The 22499-nt window shown below is 39.2% G+C and carries 22 protein-coding genes and 1 pseudogene; 16 read left to right on the forward strand and 7 right to left on the reverse strand.

Annotated elements, in window-relative coordinates; genetic code table 11:
* The first annotated feature begins 31 nt into the window (after window positions 1-31).
* Complete coding sequence (locus tag KTH84_RS00520; RefSeq protein ID WP_262471603.1) at window positions 32-586, forward strand: TetR/AcrR family transcriptional regulator; 555 nt, start codon at window positions 32-34, stop codon at window positions 584-586.
* A 75-nt stretch (window positions 587-661) separates the two neighbouring features.
* Here KTH84_RS00520 and KTH84_RS00525 read toward each other — a convergent pair whose 3' ends face one another.
* On the reverse strand, window positions 662-946 hold the full coding sequence (locus tag KTH84_RS00525) for a DUF1330 domain-containing protein (protein ID WP_133974218.1): 285 nt from the start codon (window positions 944-946) through the stop codon (window positions 662-664).
* Window positions 947-1005: 59 nt separating this feature from the next.
* A complete protein-coding gene (locus KTH84_RS00530) occupies window positions 1006-1668 on the reverse strand; it encodes a GntR family transcriptional regulator (RefSeq protein ID WP_262471604.1) in 663 nt (220 codons plus the stop codon).
* 152 nt (window positions 1669-1820) lie between these two features.
* Between KTH84_RS00530 and KTH84_RS00535 the strand changes: the two genes are divergently transcribed.
* From KTH84_RS00535 to KTH84_RS00580, 10 genes are all read left to right on the forward strand, one after another.
* A complete protein-coding gene (locus KTH84_RS00535) occupies window positions 1821-2423 on the forward strand; it encodes an amino acid synthesis family protein (protein ID WP_151962534.1) in 603 nt (200 codons plus the stop codon).
* Window positions 2392-3183: an alpha/beta fold hydrolase gene (locus tag KTH84_RS00540; protein ID WP_133974216.1), complete on the forward strand. Its 792-nt coding sequence runs from the start codon at window positions 2392-2394 to the stop codon at window positions 3181-3183. The genes KTH84_RS00535 and KTH84_RS00540 overlap by 32 nt, the downstream gene beginning before the upstream one ends.
* 30 nt (window positions 3184-3213) lie before the next feature.
* Window positions 3214-4146 (forward strand): flavin-dependent trigonelline monooxygenase reductase component, encoded by a 933-nt coding sequence (gene tgnA / locus KTH84_RS00545; protein ID WP_262471605.1) that lies wholly within the window; start codon window positions 3214-3216, stop codon window positions 4144-4146.
* Between the two features lie 2 nt (window positions 4147-4148).
* Window positions 4149-5186, forward strand: coding sequence for a flavin-dependent trigonelline monooxygenase oxygenase component (gene tgnB / locus KTH84_RS00550; protein WP_262471606.1), 1038 nt, complete (start codon window positions 4149-4151; stop codon window positions 5184-5186).
* Between the two features lie 11 nt (window positions 5187-5197).
* On the forward strand, window positions 5198-6667 hold the full coding sequence (gene tgnC / locus KTH84_RS00555) for a (Z)-2-((N-methylformamido)methylene)-5-hydroxybutyrolactone dehydrogenase (protein ID WP_042896750.1): 1470 nt from the start codon (window positions 5198-5200) through the stop codon (window positions 6665-6667).
* Between the two features lie 128 nt (window positions 6668-6795).
* Complete coding sequence (locus KTH84_RS00560) at window positions 6796-6933, forward strand: hypothetical protein (RefSeq protein WP_128814422.1); 138 nt, start codon at window positions 6796-6798, stop codon at window positions 6931-6933.
* Window positions 6934-6971: 38 nt separating this feature from the next.
* Window positions 6972-8378: a purine-cytosine permease family protein gene (locus KTH84_RS00565; RefSeq protein WP_075431355.1), complete on the forward strand. Its 1407-nt coding sequence runs from the start codon at window positions 6972-6974 to the stop codon at window positions 8376-8378.
* Between the two features lie 25 nt (window positions 8379-8403).
* Window positions 8404-9573 carry a hypothetical protein gene (locus KTH84_RS00570; RefSeq protein WP_133974214.1) on the forward strand — a complete coding sequence of 390 codons (1170 nt, stop codon included), beginning with the start codon at window positions 8404-8406 and terminating at the stop codon, window positions 9571-9573.
* Window positions 9574-9710: 137 nt separating this feature from the next.
* Window positions 9711-11168: an NAD-dependent succinate-semialdehyde dehydrogenase gene (locus tag KTH84_RS00575; protein ID WP_262471607.1), complete on the forward strand. Its 1458-nt coding sequence runs from the start codon at window positions 9711-9713 to the stop codon at window positions 11166-11168.
* The gene (locus KTH84_RS00580; protein WP_000064100.1) at window positions 11165-11548 is read left to right on the forward strand and encodes a carboxymuconolactone decarboxylase family protein; all 384 of its coding nucleotides are present in this window, start codon (window positions 11165-11167) and stop codon (window positions 11546-11548) included. Before KTH84_RS00575 ends, KTH84_RS00580 begins: the two co-directional genes overlap by 4 nt.
* A gap of 61 nt (window positions 11549-11609) precedes the next feature.
* Here the strand turns inward: KTH84_RS00580 and KTH84_RS00585 are convergent.
* Window positions 11610-11752: pseudogene (locus tag KTH84_RS00585) on the reverse strand (IclR family transcriptional regulator C-terminal domain-containing protein); the annotation flags it as partial.
* 279 nt (window positions 11753-12031) lie between these two features.
* Here KTH84_RS00585 and KTH84_RS00590 point away from each other — a divergent pair.
* Window positions 12032-12676: a glutathione S-transferase family protein gene (locus KTH84_RS00590; protein WP_262471608.1), complete on the forward strand. Its 645-nt coding sequence runs from the start codon at window positions 12032-12034 to the stop codon at window positions 12674-12676.
* 163 nt (window positions 12677-12839) lie between these two features.
* Here the strand turns inward: KTH84_RS00590 and pobR are convergent, their stop codons facing one another.
* Window positions 12840-13655 carry an IclR family transcriptional regulator PobR gene (gene pobR, locus KTH84_RS00595; protein WP_262471609.1) on the reverse strand — a complete coding sequence of 272 codons (816 nt, stop codon included), beginning with the start codon at window positions 13653-13655 and terminating at the stop codon, window positions 12840-12842.
* Between the two features lie 141 nt (window positions 13656-13796).
* Here pobR and pobA point away from each other — a divergent pair, with 141 nt between their 5' ends.
* Entirely contained in the window at window positions 13797-15011 is a 1215-nt protein-coding gene (gene pobA / locus KTH84_RS00600) for a 4-hydroxybenzoate 3-monooxygenase (protein WP_262471610.1), read from the forward strand.
* A 231-nt stretch (window positions 15012-15242) separates the two neighbouring features.
* Here the strand turns inward: pobA and KTH84_RS00605 are convergent, their stop codons facing one another.
* Both KTH84_RS00605 and KTH84_RS00610 read right to left on the reverse strand, forming a co-directional pair.
* A complete protein-coding gene (locus KTH84_RS00605; protein WP_262471611.1) occupies window positions 15243-16493 on the reverse strand; it encodes an MFS transporter in 1251 nt (416 codons plus the stop codon).
* 61 nt (window positions 16494-16554) lie between these two features.
* A complete protein-coding gene (locus KTH84_RS00610; protein ID WP_262471612.1) occupies window positions 16555-17706 on the reverse strand; it encodes an acyl-CoA dehydrogenase family protein in 1152 nt (383 codons plus the stop codon).
* Window positions 17707-18037: 331 nt separating this feature from the next.
* Between KTH84_RS00610 and KTH84_RS00615 the strand changes: the two genes are divergently transcribed.
* Window positions 18038-19255 (forward strand): CaiB/BaiF CoA transferase family protein, encoded by a 1218-nt coding sequence (locus KTH84_RS00615; RefSeq protein ID WP_262471613.1) that lies wholly within the window; start codon window positions 18038-18040, stop codon window positions 19253-19255.
* A 187-nt stretch (window positions 19256-19442) separates the two neighbouring features.
* Window positions 19443-20288 carry an IclR family transcriptional regulator gene (locus KTH84_RS00620; protein WP_262471614.1) on the forward strand — a complete coding sequence of 282 codons (846 nt, stop codon included), beginning with the start codon at window positions 19443-19445 and terminating at the stop codon, window positions 20286-20288.
* Window positions 20289-20358: 70 nt separating this feature from the next.
* On the opposite strand, the gene KTH84_RS00625 is transcribed toward KTH84_RS00620, so the two are convergent.
* Window positions 20359-21168 carry an enoyl-CoA hydratase gene (locus KTH84_RS00625; protein ID WP_262471615.1) on the reverse strand — a complete coding sequence of 270 codons (810 nt, stop codon included), beginning with the start codon at window positions 21166-21168 and terminating at the stop codon, window positions 20359-20361.
* 287 nt (window positions 21169-21455) lie between these two features.
* Here KTH84_RS00625 and KTH84_RS00630 point away from each other — a divergent pair, with 287 nt between their 5' ends.
* Entirely contained in the window at window positions 21456-22427 is a 972-nt protein-coding gene (locus tag KTH84_RS00630; protein ID WP_202742412.1) for an NAD(P)H-dependent flavin oxidoreductase, read from the forward strand.
* The last annotated feature ends 72 nt before the right edge of the window (window positions 22428-22499 follow it).

Consider the following 22499-nt stretch of genomic DNA (forward strand, 5'->3'; position numbering starts at 1 on the left):
AGAAACAACAAGAATTTATAACGGTAAAACCATGCCAAAGTTAGTTCTCCCAACTCGTGCCATACAAGTCATAAATAAGTCAATTAATCTATTTCACCATTACGGGTTTCATACTGTTGGGGTCGACAGAATCGTGAAAGAGTGCGGAATTCCAAAAGCGACTTTTTATAACTACTTTCACTCTAAAGAGCGGTTTGTTGAAATCTGTTTGATCGTACAAAAAGAACGTTTAAAAGAAAAAGTAGTTTCAATTGTTGAGTACGACCAAGGCACAAGCGTGAAGGATAAACTCAAGGCGATTTATCTTTTACACACCGATTTAGAAGGACTCTACTATTTGCTATTTAAAGCCATTTTTGAAACGAAACTGACCTATCCAAAAGCCTATCAAGTTGCGATTAAATATAGAACATGGCTAATCAATGAAATCTATAGCCAGCTTAGAGCACTTAAAACTGATGCGACTTTTCAGGATGCAAAACTATTTTTATATATGATTGAAGGTGGAATCATTCAGCTTTTAGACTCGAATCAAGTGGATGAGAGGGAAAAGGTGCTGGAGTGTTTTTTGGTGGGGTTCATTTAAGACATATAAATGAGCTAGCTGATATAACGACTTAAAATAAAATGGATTTCTCTGTTAAGAAATCCATTCAGTAATTTAGATACCTTCAACAAAGCTAACCATCACATCGCAACAGCCTTCGCGTTTACTTTTGGCAAGCTGATATTCAGGTGAAAAATAGCATTCTCGTGCAGTTTCCATATCTGGAAACTCAATCACCACATGGCGTTCAAATGCTTTTCCTTCTAAGACTTCTGAAGCTCCGCCACGGGCAAGAAATTTAGCTCCATACTTTTGAAAAGCTTGTGGAGCTGTTGCTATATATTGTTTGTACTGTTCCATATCATGAATAGTGACATGAGCAATCCAGTATGCAGACATATCGTATTTCCCTATATTTTTAAGCTAAAACTATATAAATTTTTCTAAATTGTGTTATCTCAGGCCTCTAAAATATTTTTAGCAATGGCAGCCGCTTCGGTAACATGCTCAGCAACGGCTTGTTTTGCCATTTCAGGGTCTTTATGAAGATAAATTGCTTCACACATATTTTTGATGCGTTGATAACCTGAGATTTCACGTTTTGTCGATTTCATGGTCATGGCACGAAGACGACTAATTCGACCATTTAAGCGTTGAACAACTTCCCATGCAATATGGTGTTTTGCGGTTGTGAAGATGGTTTGATAAAGCTGGGTTGAAGTCGCAATAATAAGATTGATGTCATCCGCAGCAAAAGCAGCTTTAAGATCTTCTAATAGAAGTTTTAATTTTTCAGCAGTTTCTTCATCTAGGTTTTTGGTGCAGTCCACAACAGCACTTTGTTCTAATAAAAGGCGAATTTCATAAATTTGTGAAGCAATTTCCCAGTTAAGTAGAGAAACGATCGGGCCTTTATTGGGCAAAATCTCAACTAAACCTTCTGCCTCTAAATAACGTATCACTTCACGAACCACAGAGCGGCTCACTCCGAGCTCTTCACATAACGTTCTTTCAACCAATCTTTTTCCTGATGGGAAATAACCGGTAATAATAGCATTACGTACTTTATCTAAACACAGCTCACGTAAAGTTACGGGCGGGTTTTCAATTTTAAGATTCATAAATAATTAAATTTTCCTGTTTTTTAACATGTTGAGTTTCATTACATGTTTTTCAATAAAAATTAGCATAGCAAACTCTTGCTTTTTTTTCAGTATGTATTATGGTATACCATAATACGAATGACAAGATAATTTACTTGCAAGGAAGAGCAATGGAACTCATACGTAAAACAGTGCTTCATGTAGAAACAACTTATGTTGATGGTGGCAAAGAAGCAGCAAAGCCTTTAAAAATGGTGGCAGCCGCAGCGGTAATTAAAAATCCGTGGGCAGGCCAAGGCTATGTAGAAGACCTAGCACCAGAAATTCGCCGTATTGCACCCATCTTAAGCGAACATTTAACCAAGCTTATTCTTGATGAAGTGGGTTCTGGTGAAGCAGTTGAAGCTTTTGGTAAAAGTGCGGTGGTTGGCTTAAACGGTGAACTTGAACATGCATCCGCTTTAATTCACACCTTACATTTTGGTAATACTTACCGTAGTGCAGTCGGTGCGAAATCTTATTTGGCATTTAATAATACGCGTGGCCCAGCAAATGCACCGATTTTAATTCCAATGATGGATAAAAATGATGAGGGCCGCCGTTCTCATTACTTAACACTGCAATTTGCAATTCCAGATGCGCCTGCTGCTGATGAACTTGTTGTTGTAATTGGTGCAGCAACAGGTGGTCGACCACATCATCGTATTGGTGATCGTTATAAAGATTTGGAAGAGTTAGGCCATGATGTCAAAAACCCTGCAGCTGTCAAATAACCGTATTGCTCACTATTTTGAGCAAGGCGAAGGAGAGCCTCTGGTTCTGATCCATGGAGTGGGAATGCAAGCTGCGGCATGGTATCCACAAATTGAATATTTTTCTAAACATTATCATGTAATTTCATTGGATATGCCGGGACATGGGCAAAGCACTAAATTACCGGCAGAAGCAAAATTACAAGATTTTGTTGAATGGACCATCGAATTTATTACAGCCTTAAATCTAGGTCCTGTAAATTTAGCTGGACATTCAATGGGATCTCTCATTACGACAGGAGTCAGTGTTACCCGTCCTGATTTAGTTAAACGGATGGCTGTACTCAATGGTGTATATAAACGTACAGCACAGGCACGTAATGCTGTAATCCAAAGAGCTGAAGAGTTAAAAACAGGCCGTATTGATGTTGAGACTCCGCTACAGCGCTGGTTTGGTGAAAGCGAAGTAGAGCGTATAGCAGCAGCCAAAGTGAAATCATGGTTGGAAAATGTCGACTTGTCTGGTTATACAACTGCATATTCTGCGTTTGCGCAAGGTGATGAAACCTATGCAGATGATTGGTCAAAGATAACGTGTCCTGCTTTGGTGTTGACCGGAACGGATGATCCGAATTCAACAGCAGAAATGGCACAGCAAATGGCGAATCAGGCAAAACATGGCACTGCAATTGTCATTGAAAATGAACGTCACATGGTGAACTTAACTGCACCTGACAAAGTGAATAATGCAATGCAAACGTGGTTGGAAACCAGCGTTTAATTTGCCACACATTGCTGAAGGAATATAACAATGAGTGAAATGGATACTATTAATAAAATACGTGAACTACGTGATGCTTTCGGATCATTTATGACAGGCGTTACGGTAGTCACAACCTGTAAAGACGATGGAACGCCACTTGGCTTTACAGCGAACTCTTTTGCTTCGGTGTCTTTGGACCCAGCTTTACTTCTTGTAAGTATTGCCAAGACATCAAGCAATTATCATAACTTTGCAAACACACCTCATTTTGCGATCAATATTTTGGCAGAAGAGCAAAAAGATGTTTCTAATACGTTTGCTCGTCCAAGTGAAGACCGTTTTGCAAATCTTTCATGGTCAAAAAGTGCTTGCCAAAATCCGCTTATCGATCATGTCAGTGCATGGTTCGACTGTACAACCTATCAAGTTGTCGATGCAGGGGACCATGCAATTTTAATTGGTAAAGTTGAAGATTTTGCTTCAACCGGTTTTGCAGGCCTTGGCTATTATCGTGGTGGATATTTTACACCAGCCAAACTTTCTGCCGAGGTCATTTCTGGTCCTAAAGTCGTGATGAGCGCAATTATTGGTCATGAAAATACCATTTTACTTGAAGAAACTGCCGATCATAAATGGACTATTCCAAATGTAATGGTTGATAAAGACGGTGCAGATAAAGCGCTTGAGAAAATTTTTGCACAATATCAGCCAGATGCTTCTGCTAACTTCATTTACTCTGTATATGAAAACGTTGAAAACCAGCAGCAATATATTTCATTTTTATGCAATACACCCGTAGCTCAAGCAACTAAAGGTCAGTTTGTCGATTTAAATGACCTAGAGAAACTTGAGTTTGTAGACAGCGCTCTAGAAAGTATGTTGATGCGCTATCGTAAAGAAAACCATTTAAAAACTTATGGTGTTTATTACGGAAATCAGACAACAGGTACAGTTCGTCAAATCGTTAAAGAGGAAGTTTAATCATGCGTTTTTCATTATTTGTGCATATGGAACGTGTTTCTGATCAGCAAACCCAGAAACAACTCTATGATGAAATGATTGAGCTTTGCCAGATTGCAGACCGTGGCGGTATGCATGCGGTTTGGACAGGCGAACACCATGCCATGAACTTTACCATTGCACCAAACCCATTTTTAAATCTGGTTGATTTAGCGAATAAAACTCAAAATGTTCGTCTAGGTACTGGCACGGTGGTAGCACCATTTTGGCATCCGATTAAACTTGCAGGTGAAGCTGCAATGACCGACATTATTACCAATGGTCGTTTAGATATTGGTATTGCTCGCGGTGCCTATTCGTTTGAATATGAACGTATGGTTCCGGGCATGGATGCATGGAGTGCTGGTCAGCGTTTACGTGAAATGATTCCCGCAATTAAAAACCTTTGGAAAGGCGATTATGAGCATAAAGGTGAATTTTGGCAGTTTCCAAAAACGACCTCGGCACCTCAACCGCTTCAACAACCGCACCCACCAATTTGGGTTGCAGCCCGTGATCCAAATAGCCATGAATTTGCTGTGCAAAATGGCTGTAATGTACAGGTAACACCTTTGCATTTTGGTGATGAAGAAGTTGAAAAGCTTATGGGGCATTTCAATGCGGCTTGTGAAAAGTTCAATGAAATTCAGCGCCCTGAAATTATGTTGCTGCGCCATACTTATGTTGCAGACAGTGAAGAAGATGCACAACTGGCAGCAGATGAAATCAATGCATTCTATAACTACTTTGGTGCTTGGTTTAAAAATGAGCGTGAAATTACTCAAGGTTTAATTGCACCTATCACAAAAGAGGAAATGGCTGCACATCCTTTTTATACACCAGAAGCGATGCGCAAAAATAACGTGATTGGACAAGCTCAAGAAGTCATTGAACGCTTAAAAGCTTATGAAGCAATGGGCTACAACGAATATTCTTTCTGGATTGATACGGGCATGAGCTTTGAACGTAAAAAAGCATCATTGGAACGTATGATCAATGAAGTTATGCCGGCATTTGCATAGAGGCGAATATCATGACAGCAGACTTTCAGCTTTATATTAATGGTCAGTTTGAATCTGGTGCAGCAACTTTTGAAAGTATTAATCCTGCAACGGGTGAGGTCTGGGCAAACATGCCGGAAGCTCGAACCGATGAAGTGAATCGAGCGGTTGAGGCAGCATCTCACGCGTTAAAAGCACCTGATTGGGCGGGTTTAACTGCTTCACAGCGGGGTAAATTACTTTATAAGTTAGCTGATTTAATTGAAAAAGCTGCACCGCAACTTGCTCAAATTGAAACCAGTGATACAGGCAAAATTATTCGTGAAACCTCTAGCCAGATTGCCTATGTTGCTGAATATTATCGATACTATGCAGGTATTGCCGACAAATTAGAGGGTAGTTTTCTACCGATTGATAAAGCGGATATGCAAGCATGGATTGTTCGTGAACCAGTAGGCGTGGTTGCTGCAATTGTCCCTTGGAACAGTCAGTTATTTCTATCGGCAGTGAAGGTTGGTCCAGCTTTAGCGGCAGGTTGTACAGTCGTGCTAAAAGCATCTGAAGATGGCCCTGGGCCATTATTAGCTTTTGCTAAATTAGTACATGAGGCTGGTTTTCCGGCTGGAGTGGTCAATGTGATTACAGGTTTCGGACCTGAATGTGGCGCCGTGCTGAGTAGTCATCCTGCTGTTGCCCATGTTGCGTTTACGGGTGGTCCAGAAACTGCGCGGCACATTGTACGTAACTCGGCTGAAAATCTTGCCAAAGTCTCACTCGAATTAGGTGGTAAATCTCCATTTATTGTATTTGCTGATGCAGATATTCAAAGTGCTGTAAATGCTCAGGTCGCTGCTATTTTTGCTGCCACTGGGCAGAGTTGTGTAGCAGGTTCTCGTTTACTGGTTGAAGAAAGCATTAAAGATGAATTTGTTCAGCGTTTGGTTGAGCGTGTACAAACCATAAAAATTGGTTTACCGCATGAGATGGCAACTGAGTTTGGACCACTTTGTACCTTACGCCAACGCCAAAAAATTGAGCAAGTCGTTGCAAGCTCAATCCAGCAAGGTGCAAAACTTCTTACCGGTGGTAAAAGCCTTGAGCGAGCAGGTTATTACTATCCACCGACCATTTTAGATTGTACTGATGCACCTCAAGCAGATTGCATTACAACTGAACTATTTGGTCCGGTTTTATCAGTAGATAGTTTCAAAGATGAAGCGGAAGCCGTGCAAAAAGCCAATAGTACGCCTTACGGACTGGCAGCAGGAGTCTTTACCACCAATTTAAGTCGTGCTCATCGTATGACTAAAGTGATTGGTTCGGGAATTGTTTGGCTAAATACCTACCGCGCTGTTTCTCCACTCGCACCTTTTGGTGGACATGGGCTTTCGGGGCATGGTCGAGAAGGCGGCGCAAATGCTGTTTTAGATTACACCACCACTAAAACAGTTTGGTTACGTACCTCAGATGAGCCAATTGATGATCCATTCGTCATGAGATAAGTCATGACTTGGGTCAGAAACTATATCGGGATTTTAATTTCAAGGATGAAAAAATGAATCAGTCAAATTTAACAATCAACTAAAGCCTTTAAATAGTTAAAAAGTAAAACTAGATGTATTGATGCTCAATAATAGTATCAATCGGACGGGCTTTACCTTTTTCTTGGCTAAAACAACACAAACAGATCAATGATCGGTTTGTAAAAGGAAATAAAAAGATGAAGCCAAGTCATATTGAAATGACTTTGGCTGAGCAGATTTTTTGATGTTGAGGAAATGAATTCCTCAAAGAGAGATTAAGGATATGAGCCAAAACGAAAATAGCAATAATGCTTTCGCAATCGAAAGCCATTCTATTGATTATGTTGCTCCCTCTGAACGTAATGGGAAAGTTCGCGATCTATTCACATTATGGTTTTGTACCAATATTGCACCGCTTGCCGTAATTACGGGAGCAATGTCAGTTTTAACGTTTAACCTCAATATTGTAAGTGCATTGCTTGCGATCTGCTGCGGACATTTTTTTGGCGCAGCAATTCTAGCTTTGACTTCTGCACAAGGACCACAGGTCGGCATTCCTCAAATGATTCAGAGCCGCGCACAGTTTGGGCGTTATGGGGCATTGCTAGTTGTACTGTTTACAACACTCATCTATTTAGGTTTTTTCATCTCTAACATTATTTTGTCAGGGAAAACCCTTCATACCGTTGTTCCAGCGATTCCTGTTCCAATTGCTACAGTTCTTGGGGCAATTGCTGCAACAACGATAGGGGTGATCGGTTACCACTTTATTCACAAGTTCAATAAAATTGGGACTTGGTTCATGGGTGGTTCATTGCTCATTGGCCTAATGATTATGGTGCCGCATATTAATGCAGATGTGTTAGCCAAAGGTTCTTTCCACATGAAAAGCTGGTTTGCCATGTTCGGATTATGTGCTGTATGGCAAATTAGTTTTTCACCTTATACCTCAGACTATTCAAGATATTTACCAAAGTCGATTGGCATTTATAAACCATTCATCTTTACCTATTTAGGTGCATCTTTGGGAACTATTTTTGCCATGGCATTTGGCACGATTGCGGTCAGCATTGGTTCAACCACAGATGCAATGGAAGCGGTAAAGTCTGGTACTGGGCTATTCGGTTATGTTCTTATGATTTTGTTCTTATGCAATATCATTGGTCACAATGCCATGAACCTATATGGTGCGGTTCTGTCGTGTATTACCTCTATTCAGACTTTTGCAGGGCAATGGATGCCAAGCCGAAATATCCGAGTCGTGTTATCAATCATCGTGTTAATTCTAGCGACTTTAACTGCGCTTTGGGCATCAAGTAACTTTATTAGTTTCTTCTTAAATGTGATTTTTGCCTTGTTATTTATTTTGGTGCCATGGGTTTCTATTAATTTATTAGATTTCTATGTAGTTAATAAAAAGTCTTATGACATTCAATCAATCTTTGCACGTGATGGTGGTATTTACGGCAAATTTAATGCAAAAGCGCTTACGGCTTATTTCATTGGTATCGCGGTACAAATTCCGTTCTTAAAAAATGCGTTCTTTACAGGTGCATTAGCCGATGTAATTCCGGATGCGGATATTTCATGGGTCATTGGATTGGTGGTGAGTCTGGTGGTGTATTACATCTTTAATCTAGGAAAGATTAAATGTTCTGCACCCGCGTTAAATGCAAAATTACCTCAATAAGCATTGTAGTGAAAGGAATCCGACAATGAAAAAAAGCTATTTAAAAGCGGCTCTAAGCACAGCATTGATGGCCGTAATCTATCCGAGTTACGCAGGTGTAAATTTTGGAAATAGCGATAGTGAATACGGGAAGCTCACCGTATCAGGTTATGTTCGCGCTAACTATCAAGATAAACACTATGGAGAGTCTGCTTCTGATCAAAAAATTCGTTTTGATGCTGCGCAGTTAAAATTGGACTATGAGCGTGGATCGTTATTTGGTCATGCGGAATATCGTTGTTATCAATATGATCGTCTATGTGATTTTTCTACGTTGATTGATGGTTATGTAGGGTACAAATTAAATAAAACAGATCAAGTTGTGGCAGGTGTTCAGCCGATTCCATTTGGACCGGGACGTTTCTGGGGCAATAGCTTATATGGAAGTATGAGCACAACAGCCGGTTTAGAAGACGTTCATAATCTTGGTTTGAATTATCACTTTGAATTGCCAACAGCAACCAAGTTTGATGTAGGGTATTTTGCGGTAGATGGTGGTAACTACACAGGTTCTACACAAGATTCAGCTCGCTACACTGCAAATTATGTCAGTTCAGACGATCCGAATAAAACTGATTTGCAAGAAAAGAACATGTGGGTAGGCCGAGTGACTCAAGATGTAAATCTTGGAATTAATGGTTTAACAACACAGCTCGGTGGTTCATATTGGACATCCGATATTGAAAATAAAGCTGCTTCGAGTGATGGGCGTCGTCATGCATGGGCTCTTTTTGGTAAAGCCAATTATGGCAATTTTAATGTGACCCTTACAGGCGGTAAAAATGACGTAACTAATCAGGACCAGCTTAATCCTAATCAGTCGCTCATGGGCTCTTACGACACTGAATATTATGTCGCTAACAAAGGAACGTTCTATACGGCAGATGTGGGCTATTCTTTCAAAAATGTTAAGCAGATTGGAAACATTACGCCGTACTTTATGTACAGTCAGTACGACAAAGATCAGGACAATATGAAAGATTCGATCCGTAATATTATTGGTGTGTCTATTGACCATAAACAGCTATCTTTGGTGGCTGAATACATCATGAGTAAAAATGACCCATTCATTGGTGGGACTCAAGATTCATTGGCACAAGGGGATGATAACCAGTGGAATAAGTTGCTTAACTTAACGCTGTTTTATTATTTTTAAAGATATTTAAACATTCGGGCATACCGAAAATTTTTTAAATTAATTTTTGGTATGCCATAATACAAAGTTGATGGTGAGCTATTTAATTTATGTATCGCTCCACTATCAATGCAGAAGATCTCAACAGGATAATGATCATGCAGCTTAATGAACTCGCTTTATTTCGTCAGCAAGCCTTTGTTGCTGGAAAGTGGTGCGATGCGGACCATCAACAAACATCCAAAATTTTAAATCCGGCGACATTAGAAGTTATTGGTACTGTCCCAAATATGGGTAAGGCTGAAGCCGAGCGTGCCATTGAAGCTGCCAAAGAAGCTTGGCCGCTATGGAAAAATAAAACAGCAAAAGATCGATCAATGATTTTAAAAAAATGGTTCGATTTAATTATTTTAAATGCAGATGACTTGGCTTTTATTTTAACGAGTGAGCAAGGAAAGCCTTTAGCTGAAGCTAAAGGTGAAATTTTATATGCTGCAAGTTTTATTGAATGGTTTGCCGAAGAAGCAAAACGAGTATATGGCGATATTATCCCAAGCCCATATCCTGATGCTCGAATTGTCGTAAATAAACAGCCTATTGGCGTCGTTGCAGCTATTACGCCGTGGAATTTTCCAGCTGCCATGATTACGCGTAAGGTTGCTCCAGCCTTGGCGGCAGGTTGTCCTTGTATTGTAAAACCGGCGCCTGAAACGCCTTTTACTGCTTTGGCTTTAGTGGACTTAGCTGTGCAAGCTGGTGTACCTGCTGAAATCTTTAGTGTGATTACAGGCGATGCAGTTCATATTGGTGATGCGATTTTTGAAAGTGATGTTGTACGCAAATTTACTTTTACGGGGTCAACTCCAGTCGGCAAAATGCTGCTTGAGCGTTCAGCAAAAACCTTAAAAAAAGTTTCCTTAGAGTTGGGTGGCAATGCGCCGTTTATTGTATTTGATGATGCCGATTTAGATGCAGCAATTGAGGGGGCACTCATTGCTAAATTTAGAAATGCAGGGCAAACCTGTGTGTGCGTTAATCGATTTTTAGTGCAGGCTGGCATTTATGAAAAGTTTATTGCTGCTTTGAGCTTAAAAATTCAAAACTTTAATATTGGTAATGGATTAGAAGTAGGGCATGACATTGGACCTTTAATTAATGCCAATGCGGTGAAAAAAGTTGAAGCTCATATTCAAGATGCCTTAGATAAAAAAGGTCGTCTTGTGGTTGGTGGTAAAAAGCATATAGCGGGTGAATTGTTTTTTGAACCGACTCTTATTGCAGACGTTACCGCAGATATGGATGTTGCAACCCAAGAAACGTTTGGTCCATTGGCTGCCATATTCAAATTTGAAACCGAGCAACAAGCTGTTGAAATGGCAAATGCAACTGAATTTGGTTTAGCTGCATATTGTTACACCAAAGATTTAGGTCGTGCTTGGCGAATGAGTGAACAGCTTGAATATGGCATGGTCGGAATTAATAAGGGCCTTATTTCAAATGAAGTTGCGCCTTTTGGTGGAATTAAACAGTCTGGTATGGGGCGTGAAGGTTCTAAATACGGTATTGAAGATTATCTAGAAATTAAATACACCTTGTTTGGAGGATTGAATATATGAGTAATGAAAAATTTGAAAAGGGTTTGGCAATCCGTAAACAAGTTCTTGGTGAAGAATATGTAAATAATTCAATCAACAATGCGGATGAATTTAATCTTCCTCTTCAAGAGTTAGTCACTGAATATTGCTGGGGAGCTGTTTGGGGACGTGAAGAGTTAAGTAAGCCTGAGCGTAGTTTAATTAACTTGGCAATGATTTCGGCTTTAAATCGTCCGCATGAATTAAAATTACATGTTAAAGGTGCACTACGGAATGGTGTACCTAAAGAGAAAATTCGTGAAGTGCTCTTACAGGTTGCAATTTACTGTGGTGTGCCTGCTGCTGTAGATAGTTTTCGTATTGCTAAAGAGGCAATTAAAGAGTTTGAATCTGAGCAATAAACTTTCGCTTTGCGTATTAAAAGGCCTTGTTCAAGTAGATGAGGTCTTTTTAATACATTATTTAAATCACATTTCTGAGTTCATTTGCTTGTTGCGCAGCAATGGCAAAATTTGTTGAACCAAATAATCTTCTTGTACACGGTTGGTTTGAGACATACAGTTAAGTGCTGCCACAGCTTGACCTTGTGCATCAAAATCGATCACGCCAATACGTTCTTGTTGTAATAGTAGTGGATTGTTTTTTTCGCAGTTTAGGTAGTTAATGTAATTTGAGGCCTCAGAATACGCTAGACAGTCGATAAAATTAAAAGCCAATTTGTCACCATATCTACGGATGTGGTTTTTTTATGTTTTTAACACATTTACTTTATTACTTAATCAGACAAATGCTGAGCTGATAACAAAAAATATTAGACCGGTCGTCTATAGGTCTATATAGTTAGGCCTCACTTTGTTGACCTTCTAGTTTAAAAGAGAAAATTAATGTCTATTATTCTTCATCATTTAAATGCTTCACGCTCATTTCGCATTCTGTGGTTACTTGAAGAAATTAAACAACCTTACGAATTAAAAAGTTATTTTCGAGATAAAACTACAAATCTTGCACCTCAAGAATTAAAAAACATTCATCCTTTAGGAAAATCACCTGTGATTGAGCTCGATGGAAAAGTAATTGCTGAATCAGGTGCCATTGTAGAAATTTTGATTGAAAAGTTTGCTCCTCAACTTATGCCTGCGAAAGATTCAGACAGTTATCTTGATTATTTACAGTGGGTTCATTTTTCAGAAAGTTCAGCTATGGTTCCATATTTATTAAATATTTTTAATTCGATTGAGTTAAAAAATGGCACTCAATTAAAGTTCTTAGATCAATATGCGCATGCTGAATTGGATAAAGTTTTTTCATATTTAGATCAACAATTAGTAGGCAAAAAATTCTTAGTAGACAATTGCTTAACGGGTGCAGATTTTATGATTGGTTTCGTAGTCTATGGTCTAATTAATTCTTTAAATATTCGATCAAAATATCTTAATATTGAACAATATGTAAAAAGTCTAGAAAGCTTAGAAAGCTGGCAAAAAGCCATGTCTATAGAACAAAATCTTCCTCACCAAATCAATGCCTAAAAATTGCTGTAAGTAATTTTTTCAATATTTTTTAGCGGCTCAATGGGCTCGTATTCGTTCTTTCATTAGTTCTGGCAAACCAGCGAGTTAAAAGGTTCGCAATTTAAAATTATGAGTTGAAACTCTTGTACCTCTAATTGATGACAAGAGTTTCTATGTCTATTTAAATCACATTTCTGAGTTCATTTGCCGTGTTGCGCAGCAATGGCAAAATTTGCTGAACCAAATAATCTTCTTGTACACGGTTGGTTTGAGACATGCAGTTAAGCGCTGCCACCGCTTGACCTTGTGCATTAAAAACAGGCACTGCAATCGCAATCACGCCAAGCTCATGTTCTTCTTTGGAAAGGCAATAATCTGATAATGAAATGCCCTTAAGCACTTCAAAAAACTGTGACTCATCGACAATGGTAAATGGCGTTAAGCGTTTTAAACCATAGGTTTTTACCCATGTGTGCTGAGCTTCTTCAGGCAGTGCTGCAAGTAACACTTTACCTGTGGAAGTTGCATGGGCAGGGAGTCGGTTTCCTAAATGCATCCCATAAGGGCTTACGCGTAAATTATCTTGCTGCGGTAAATAACTGCGGGCAATCGGCACGACTTCATTATCGTCCAGCACCACAATCGAAAAAGTCAGAGACGTCTGCGCACACAAAAGATTTAAAAATGATTGAGCAACTTTAGGCAGATGGGCAGAGCTTAAATAAGAACTCGAAAAGCGTAGTACACGATGGGTGAGCCAAAAGTAATGTTCATCTGTTTCTAAATAGCCTAAGTATTTTAAAGTTTTTAGATAACGCCTTGCCGCCGTGCGACTAATACCGGTTCGTTCGGCCACTTGAGTCACATTGAGCCGTTGTCGATCTGTTCCAAAAGCTTCCAGTAAAGCTAAGCCTTTTGCTAATCCTGCAATGTAGTCTTCTTGACGAATTTTCTCATGCGAGTTTGGGTGCTCTAAAAAAGCATTGAGAGAAGGCATCCTTTCATTCCTGTTATTTTGGTTGTTTCTGTCCGCTATTCGGACAAACTAAATGATAAACGGTTATTTTCGTCTTGGATACATAGTGCACAAAACTTAAAGCCAGTAATTTAAAAGTCAGGATGAAACAAGGATGAAGTTATGGATATTTTAAAGACACAGGTTGCAATTATTGGTTCTGGACCAGCAGGGTTATTGCTTGGGCAACTTCTATATAAAGCTGGAATCGATCATATTATTGTTGAGCAACGTAGTGCTGAATATGTGGCTTCACGGATACGCGCAGGAATTTTAGAGCAAGTTTCGGTCGACTTACTTAAACAAGCAGGCGTTGACCAAAATTTAAAAGCCAAAGGATTACCGCATTCAGGCATTGAAATCTTAACCAATGGTGTAAAACATCGGGTTGATTTGGCCGCACTAACGGGTGGAAAACAAGTGACCGTATATGGTCAGACCGAAGTGACTAAAGATTTAATGACTGCGCGTGAAGCAGAGCAGCTGACTTCATTTTATGAAGCTCAAAATGTACAGGTTAAAGATTTCTACACTGCGCCCAAAGTTGAGTTTGAGTACCAAGGTAAAGCCTTTCAAATTGAGTGTGACTTTATAGCAGGTTGTGATGGCTACCATGGCGTCTGCCGTGCAAGTGTGCCCGAAGATAAGATTAAGACTTTTGAAAAAGTTTATCCGTTTGGCTGGTTAGGTGTGTTGGCCGATGTTCCACCTGTAGCCGATGAACTAATTTACGTACAGTCAGAACGTGGATTTGCTTTATGCAGTATGCGCTCAGAAACACGTAGCCGTTATTATTTACAAGTCCCTTTAACCGATCACGTAGAAGACTGGTCTGATGAAAAGTTTTGGGATGAGTTAAAAAACCGCCTAGACCCTGAAAGCCGTGAAAAGCTCGTTACTGGAGCTTCTATTGAAAAAAGTATCGCGCCGTTACGTAGCTTTGTGACAGAACCGATGCGTTTCGGAAAACTGTTTTTAGCAGGTGATGCTGCTCATATTGTTCCACCGACAGGAGCAAAAGGCTTAAATCTCGCGGCTTCTGATATCGCGTATTTATCAAGTGCACTCATTCAATATTATGCCGAAGGTTCTGAACAGGGCATTGATGAATATTCTGAAAAATGCCTACAACGTGTATGGAAAGCTGAGCGTTTTTCTTGGTGGATGACTCATTTATTGCATCGTTTTGAAACTGAAAGTGAGTTTGATCATAAGATTAAACAAGCAGAGTTGAGTTACGTGCTCGGGTCAATTGCAGGTAAAACGACCTTGGCTGAAAACTATGTCGGTTTGCCTTATGAAATTAAGCAAATTGATAGTTTTAAGCACGCAAGTTGATTTTCTAAGTAATGAGGGAGCCTGCATTTTTAAGCTTAGCTCCCTTGAGAACTAAGCTTACCTAAAAAATTAAAATGAAGAGTAGATAAACTCTACATGTTTGGAAATAAGGAGCAACCTTGCGAAAGAAAACTCCTTATTTCCTGCTAACGATTTAAAACACATGTTTAGATCGTTAGAACCATCACCGTATAGACACATGACCTATATGGTATTTTGTGATGGATCTCTTTACGACTTTTGTGGGTCATATAATTTTTCTTTAATGAATAGGGCGGGGATCACACCACAAATCAGATATGCGGCACCCATTACAACAAAACCTAAACCAATAGAACCGCCAGATGCTAAAAAGCCAATTGTGGCAGGTGCAAGGGCTGCTCCAAGACGACCCACATTATAAGCACCGCCAATTGCTGTACCGCGGATGGCTGTCGCAAAACTTTCAGTCATATAGGTTGCATTTACACCGTAAGGAATACCGTATAGGAAACCGAAGGTAACGAGTAAATATAAAATATTGCTTGGAGAGTTATAAAAAACAATAAGCGGTAAGAAGATAGCAGTACCAATGGCACCAAAGGCATAGGTAAAACGACGACCTAGTTTATCTGCCATCATGCCTGCAAGGACTTTACCTAAAATCATGGCGGTATATGTACCGACCATATAGGCCGTCATTTCTTTAAACTTCATACCTAACTCACTTTCTAAGTAAGAAGGCATCCAGTTATTTACACCATAGTAGCCAAACTGTAAGAAGCCCGCGGTTAATGCCCATAAAATAAACATATTACGGTTCTGTTTATCTTGAAAAATAAGCTTAAACGCTGAGGTTTTTTCAATGTTTTGTATAGCGGTTGGTTGTTGTAAACGGGATTGTTGCCATGCTTGTGGTTCTGGTACAAGAATATGCATGAGAACAGCAATAATGACGGGAATAATCGCAACATAAAACAGCATGCGCCAGCCATGATCGGGAATAATCCAGCCTGCAAGTAAGGTCGCAACAATATATCCAACCGTCCAACCCGCTTGTAAGGTTCCAAGGACTGTTGTGCGGTAACGTGTCGGAACATATTCGGCCATCAATGTATTACAGGCAATATAGAGTGAACCCAGTCCAAGTGATGCAAAAAATCTTAAAATACCAAATTGAAGAAAGCTTTGAGTAAAACCTAAGCCACAGGTGAGGAGCGAGAAAATTAAAATAGAAATAACAACAATACGCACGCGACCAAATTTATCGCATGCCCATCCCCCAAAAATTCCACCAACCGCCATACCTGCTAAAGTAAAACTACCGAGCATACCTGCTTGGACTGAACTTAATCCAAAATCTGCCTTAATACTATTTAAGCTATAAGACAGTAGCATCAGGTCTGCACCATCAACCAATAGAGCCAGAAATGCAAAAATAAATGCAATTTTCCATGTATGCGGTTGTATACGAGAAAGACCTTCTTTGTAATTCGTAGCCATAATCCATTACCTACATTTGATTGAATGCACTTCAAATCTTTTTAAAGTGCTTAAAATTTGATTAAGACGCAGCGCGAATCATGTTTCGGGCAATAATTATTTGTTGAATTTGGGTGGTGCCTTCATAGAGACGGAACAGACGAACATCTCGATAAAAACGTTCAATCGCATATTCACTGATGTAACCCGCACCGCCATGGATCTGTACGCAGCGATCAGCGACTCGACCACACATTTCGGTTGCAAACATTTTTGCGCAGGAAGCTTCAGTGCTGACGTTTTGTCCTGCATCACGTAGACGTGCAGCGTCTAACACCATGCATCTAGCTGCATAAATTTCGGCTTTTGAGTCAGCAAGCATGGCTTGAATAAGTTGGAATTCAGCAATCGGTTGTCCAAATTGCTTACGTTCGATGGCGTAATTTAAAGAATCGTCTAGCATTCTTGTCGCGGCTCCAACACTTAACGCAGCAATGTGCAATCGGCCTTTATCAAGCACTTTCATGGCAGTTTTAAAACCAACGCCTTCAACTCCACCAATGAGTGCTGAAGCAGGAATACGACAATTTTCAAAAATCACATCACAAGTGTGAGCGCCTTTTTGCCCCATTTTTTTATCGCGTTTGCCCAAAGAAATGCCAGGTGTTTGGCTGTCGACAATAAAAGCAGAAATACCCCCTGCGCCTTTAATATCAGAGCTTGTGCGTGCCATTACTGTAAATACGCCAGCATGAGGGGCATTGGTAATAAAGCGTTTGGTGCCATTTAAAATATAAAAGTCGCCATCTTTTACTGCACTAGTCTTTAAAGATGCAGCATCAGAACCAGCATCGGGTTCAGTTAAGCAAAAAGAACTGATTACTTCACCGCGAGCTAAACGTGGCAGGAAAAATGATTTTTGAGTTTCAGTACCGTCAATAATGAGACCACTTGAACCAATGCCATTATTGGTACCAATCAGAGAACGAAAAGCAGGAGAGGTCCGTCCTAATTCAAAAGCAACATAGACTTCTTCTTCCATTGTAAGTCCAAGGCCTTCGTACTCTTCTGGAATGGTTAAACCAAATAAGCCCAGCGCTTTCATTTGCTCAATAATATCTTGAGGAATTTCATCCGTTTCAGCGACTTCATTCTCATGAGGAATTAATACACCTTCAACAAATTGTCGAATCATATCAACAAGTTGATTTAGTGTTTCCTGATCTCGAATCATAGTCTCATCCTTTTACTACATGCTAAAAACATCAATGTGATGTTCGTAAAATCATCAATATTTGAAGCGATAGTAATCAAAGAATGAACGCAAAACAATATATTTTGAAAATTAATTTCGCAATGCGATATATTGTTATTAGTATTTGATTGGCTAATTTATTGATTTATTTAAGCTATATTTTCTTATAAAAATTCATCATTTTTAGTGGAAAATTAAAGTTTGATTTTTAAAATGAGGTGTGTATATTAAAAATATATATCGCTATGCGAAATTTTAAATGGATAAATTTTCCTATAGGAAATGAATCACCAGATAGAGTGGGATGAAGATGGGTGCTTTAAATGGAATTCGGGTGCTTGACTTAAGTCGGGTATTGGCTGGGCCTTGGTGTGGACAAACGCTGGCCGATTTAGGTGCAGAAGTTATCAAAATTGAAAGGCCAAAAGTAGGTGACGATACCCGTTCTTGGGGACCACCTTGGATGAAAGATGACTCTGGGTCTGATACTCAAGAAGCAGCTTATTATCAGTCTACAAACCGCAATAAATTATCGGTTGCCATCGATATTGCCAGTCCTGATGGCCAAGAATTGATTAAAGCTTTAATTCAAGACACAGATGTGGTGATTGAGAACTATAAAGCGGGTTCTTTAAAAAAATATGGTTTGGACTATGAGTCTTTATCTGCAATTAATCCGAAATTGGTGTATTGCTCAATTACAGGTTTTGGTCAAAATGGCCCGAGAGCAGAAGAACCTGGTTATGACTTTATTATTCAGGGAATGGGCGGACTCATGTCAGTCACAGGTGAGCGTGATGATTTACCGGGCGGTGGTCCCCAAAAAGTAGGTGTGGCCTTTTCTGATTTAGCTACAGGACTTTATTCTACGATTGCCATACAAGCTGCTTTACTTAACCGTCATGTGACGGGTTTAGGACAATACATTGATATGGCTTTGCTAGATGTGCAAATTGCGACTATGGCAAATCAGGGAATGAATTATCTTTCATCGGGTAATATCCCTAAGCGTTATGGCAATGCACATGCCAATATTGTGCCTTACCAAGTATTCAAAGCTTCTGACCGTGATTTTATTATTGCATGTGGAAATGACACTCAATTTATTCAGCTCTGTAGAAGTATTGGTTTACCCGATTTACCCAATGATGCGCGTTTTGCCCGAAATGCAGAACGAATTAAACATCGTGATGAAATTATCGAAATTTTATCAAACCATTTCTTAACTAAAACTGCAGATGAGTGGGTAGATGCGATTTATGCAGCTAAAGTTCCGGTAGGGGTAATCAATAACTTGGAACAAGCTTTTCAAGAACCACAAGTCATTGCTAGAGAAATGTTGGTCGAGATGAATCACCCGCAACGTGAAAAATTGAAGGTAATTGGTTCGCCAATCAGACTTTCACGGACACCTGTTGAGTACAAAACCGCTCCTCCGCTGTTAGGTGAACATACTCAAGTGGTTTTAGGTCGAGTCGTTTCTCTAGAAAAATTAGATGAGCTTAAGAAAAAAGGCGTGATTGCCTAAGCTGGCCTGAAAGCGAAGGGTTAAAATTATTTTTAAAATTAGAAAATAAAATATTTAGCCTTTCGCTTGAATGGTTTAAATCAAGTTATATTTTAGATGCAGATTAGGACGTTTGCTTTTTTGCTATTTATAGAAAAAATAGATTATAATTTTCGCAGTGCGAAACAAAATGTGGATTGGTATAAATATGAATGATGCAATAGATGCAGAGCAAACAGAAAAATTATTAGCGCCTTTAAGACATGAATTATTACATCCGATTCAAGACATGCAGGATGAAAATGATCGCCAATTTATTACTGCATTAGCCCGTGGTTTAGAGCTATTACGTTGTTTTACGCCAAAACATCAGCATTTAGGGAACCAAGAACTCGCACAAATGACGGGTTTACCTAAGCCAACCATTACTCGTCTAACGCACACTTTGTCTCGTTTGGGTTATATCAAACAAGTCCCCAATTCGAGCAAATTTCAACTTTCAGTTGGGGTTCTTGCTTTTGGTTATTCGATGCTTTCTAACGTGTCGATTCGTTCTATTGCTCATCCATATATGAAAAATCTGGCAGACTATGCTGGCGCTGCGGTTGCAATGGCAACACGTGATCGACTCAATATGATTTATCTTGACGTGGTGCAAGGTAAAGGAAATATGACCATGCGCCGTCAGGTCGGAACTTATTTACCGATTCATTTAAGTTCGATGGGACGTGCATGTTTGGCTGCAATGCCTGAAGATGAAAGAGAGTTTTTGCTTGATGCGATTCGTAGCAAACACAAAGAAGACTGGATCAAAATTAATCGTGATTTAGACAAAGCTTTTAAAGACTATCAAGATTTTGGATATTGTTTTTCAATTGGCGAATGGCATAAAGATGTGAACTCAGTTGCAGTTCCATTGATTCATGAACAACATGGTTTACTGGTGTTCAACTGTGGCGGTCCAAGCTTTATTATGAACCGAGAAAAACTTGAAGAAGATATTGCACCACGTCTTTTGCATATGGTGAATAACATCCGTACTGAGATTAGTTAATTGTACTGAATTAAAAAATCAAAAAGGCCAGCAAAGATATTGATTGCTGGCCTTTTTCATAAGTTATATTTCAAATGACGTGCTTATGAAAGTTCGGTTTTCTTTTTTCTTGGAAGGCGCTTAGAGCTTCTTTAAATTCTTCACCTTGCAAACAATGAGAAAAAATAGTCGACTCATGATCAATACGATTTAATAGATCATCAATAGGCATATCTCTTAATAATTTTTTGCTGAGCTGTAAAGCTTGAGTTGGTTTATTTGCGAGTTTGGTTGCCGTATCTTCAACAAATTGATCAAGCTCGTTTTCTTCGCATACCTTATTTACTAAACCATAATTTTTAGCTTGTTGCGCCGAAAATTTCTCGCCGAGTAAAATAATTTCAGAAGCTCGAGCGAAACCTAATAATCTCGGTAAGATATAACTAGAACCTGCTTCAGGCACAAGTCCGAGGTTCACAAAAGGAAACTGAAAAATAGAGTTTTGACTCGCATATACGAGGTCACAATGTAAAAGCATGGTGCTGCCAATGCCAATTGCCACACCATTTACCTTAGCAATAATCGGTTTTGGAAATCTTGTTAGGCTTTTTAGAAACACAATCGAAGAGGGTGGTTCGGTACTGATTGTATTACGCGTTTCGAATGCATTTACGTCATTGCCACTGGTAAATGCAGATCCTTCGCCTGTGAGCATAACAACATGAACTTCTTGATTGATTGCGGCCTCATCTAATGCCTGACTGAGTGCAGAATACATTTCATAATTAATCGCATTCTTTTTGGTGGGATTGCTCATCATTAGTGTGAGTATATTTTTATCTAAATGTTGCTTAATCACACCTACTGTCAATTTATTTTGACTCATATCATCCTGCTGCATCATTCATTCCTTTTGTTTAAATATTTGAAAAATATTTGCTTTATTTTTGATTCAAACCAAATATTCTTAGATAGATTTGAAATTAAAACTTTAAATTAATAAGATGATCCTATCGAAAACAAATTCCATTATCAATTAATTTGTTTTATATTGTGGTATAAAATTTTGTAATGCGAAATTTTAAGCTTTTTAAGTTTAGAAATGTTTACAGGATTTATGGGTAATAAAGTACCTAGACATGCTAAGGAAATCAGAAGCTAGGTATATAAAAAGTGAGTGGAAATAATATGAAGACGAAAATTACAGAATTATTTGAAATCGAGCACCCGATTATTCAAGGCGGTATGCATTATGTCGGTTTTGCGGAGCTTGCTGCTGCGGTTTCAAATGCAGGTGGATTAGGCATTATTACTGGCCTGACGCAAAGAACACCTGAAAATCTAGCAAAAGAAATTGCGCGCTGTCGAGAAATGACCGATAAACCTTTTGGCGTAAATTTAACTTTCTTGCCTACCGTAAATACACCAGATTATCCGGGTTTTGTAGACGCAATTATTAAGGGCGGAGTTAAGGTTGTAGAAACAGCAGGTCGTAATCCTGAACAGGTCATGCCTTATTTAAAGGCTGCTGGCATTAAAGTGATTCATAAATGTACATCTGTTCGACATAGTCTAAAAGCCCAGCAAATTGGATGCGATGCAGTTTCTGTAGATGGTTTTGAGTGTGGTGGGCACCCAGGTGAAGATGATGTACCGAATATGATTCTATTACCTTTAGCAGCCGATGCATTAGAAATTCCATTTGTTGCTTCAGGTGGGATGGCGGATGGACGTTCACTCGCGGCAGCTTTAGCCATGGGGGCAGATGGAATTAATATGGGAACACGTTTTATTGCAACTCAGGAAGCTCCAGTTCATGCAAATGTGAAACAGGCGATTCTGAATGCAACTGAAAGAGATACCCGTTTAATTATGCGTGCTTTACGCAACACCGAGCGTGTACTGAATAATGTGGCCGTTGAAAAAATTGTAGCGAAAGAAAAAGCGCTTGGCGATAACATTAAATTTGAAGATATTATTGAAGAGGTTGCAGGGGTTTATCCTAAAGTCATGATAGATGGCGATGTAAATGCCGGAGCATGGTCATGTGGGTTAGTGGCAAGTTTGATTCATGATATTCCGACCTGTGATGAATTGGTCAGCCGTATTGTTAAAGATGCTGAAGATATTATTCGTGGACGTTTATTGGGGCTTTTATAAAATTTAACTTTAGCTCATAACGTTTATCACGAAATTATTGAAAGTTATTCGTTTAAGATCAGTACAAGCTTG

The sequence above is a fragment of the Acinetobacter sp. WU_MDCI_Abxb74 genome (assembly GCF_025513915.1).
Taxonomy (GTDB): domain Bacteria; phylum Pseudomonadota; class Gammaproteobacteria; order Pseudomonadales; family Moraxellaceae; genus Acinetobacter; species Acinetobacter calcoaceticus_C.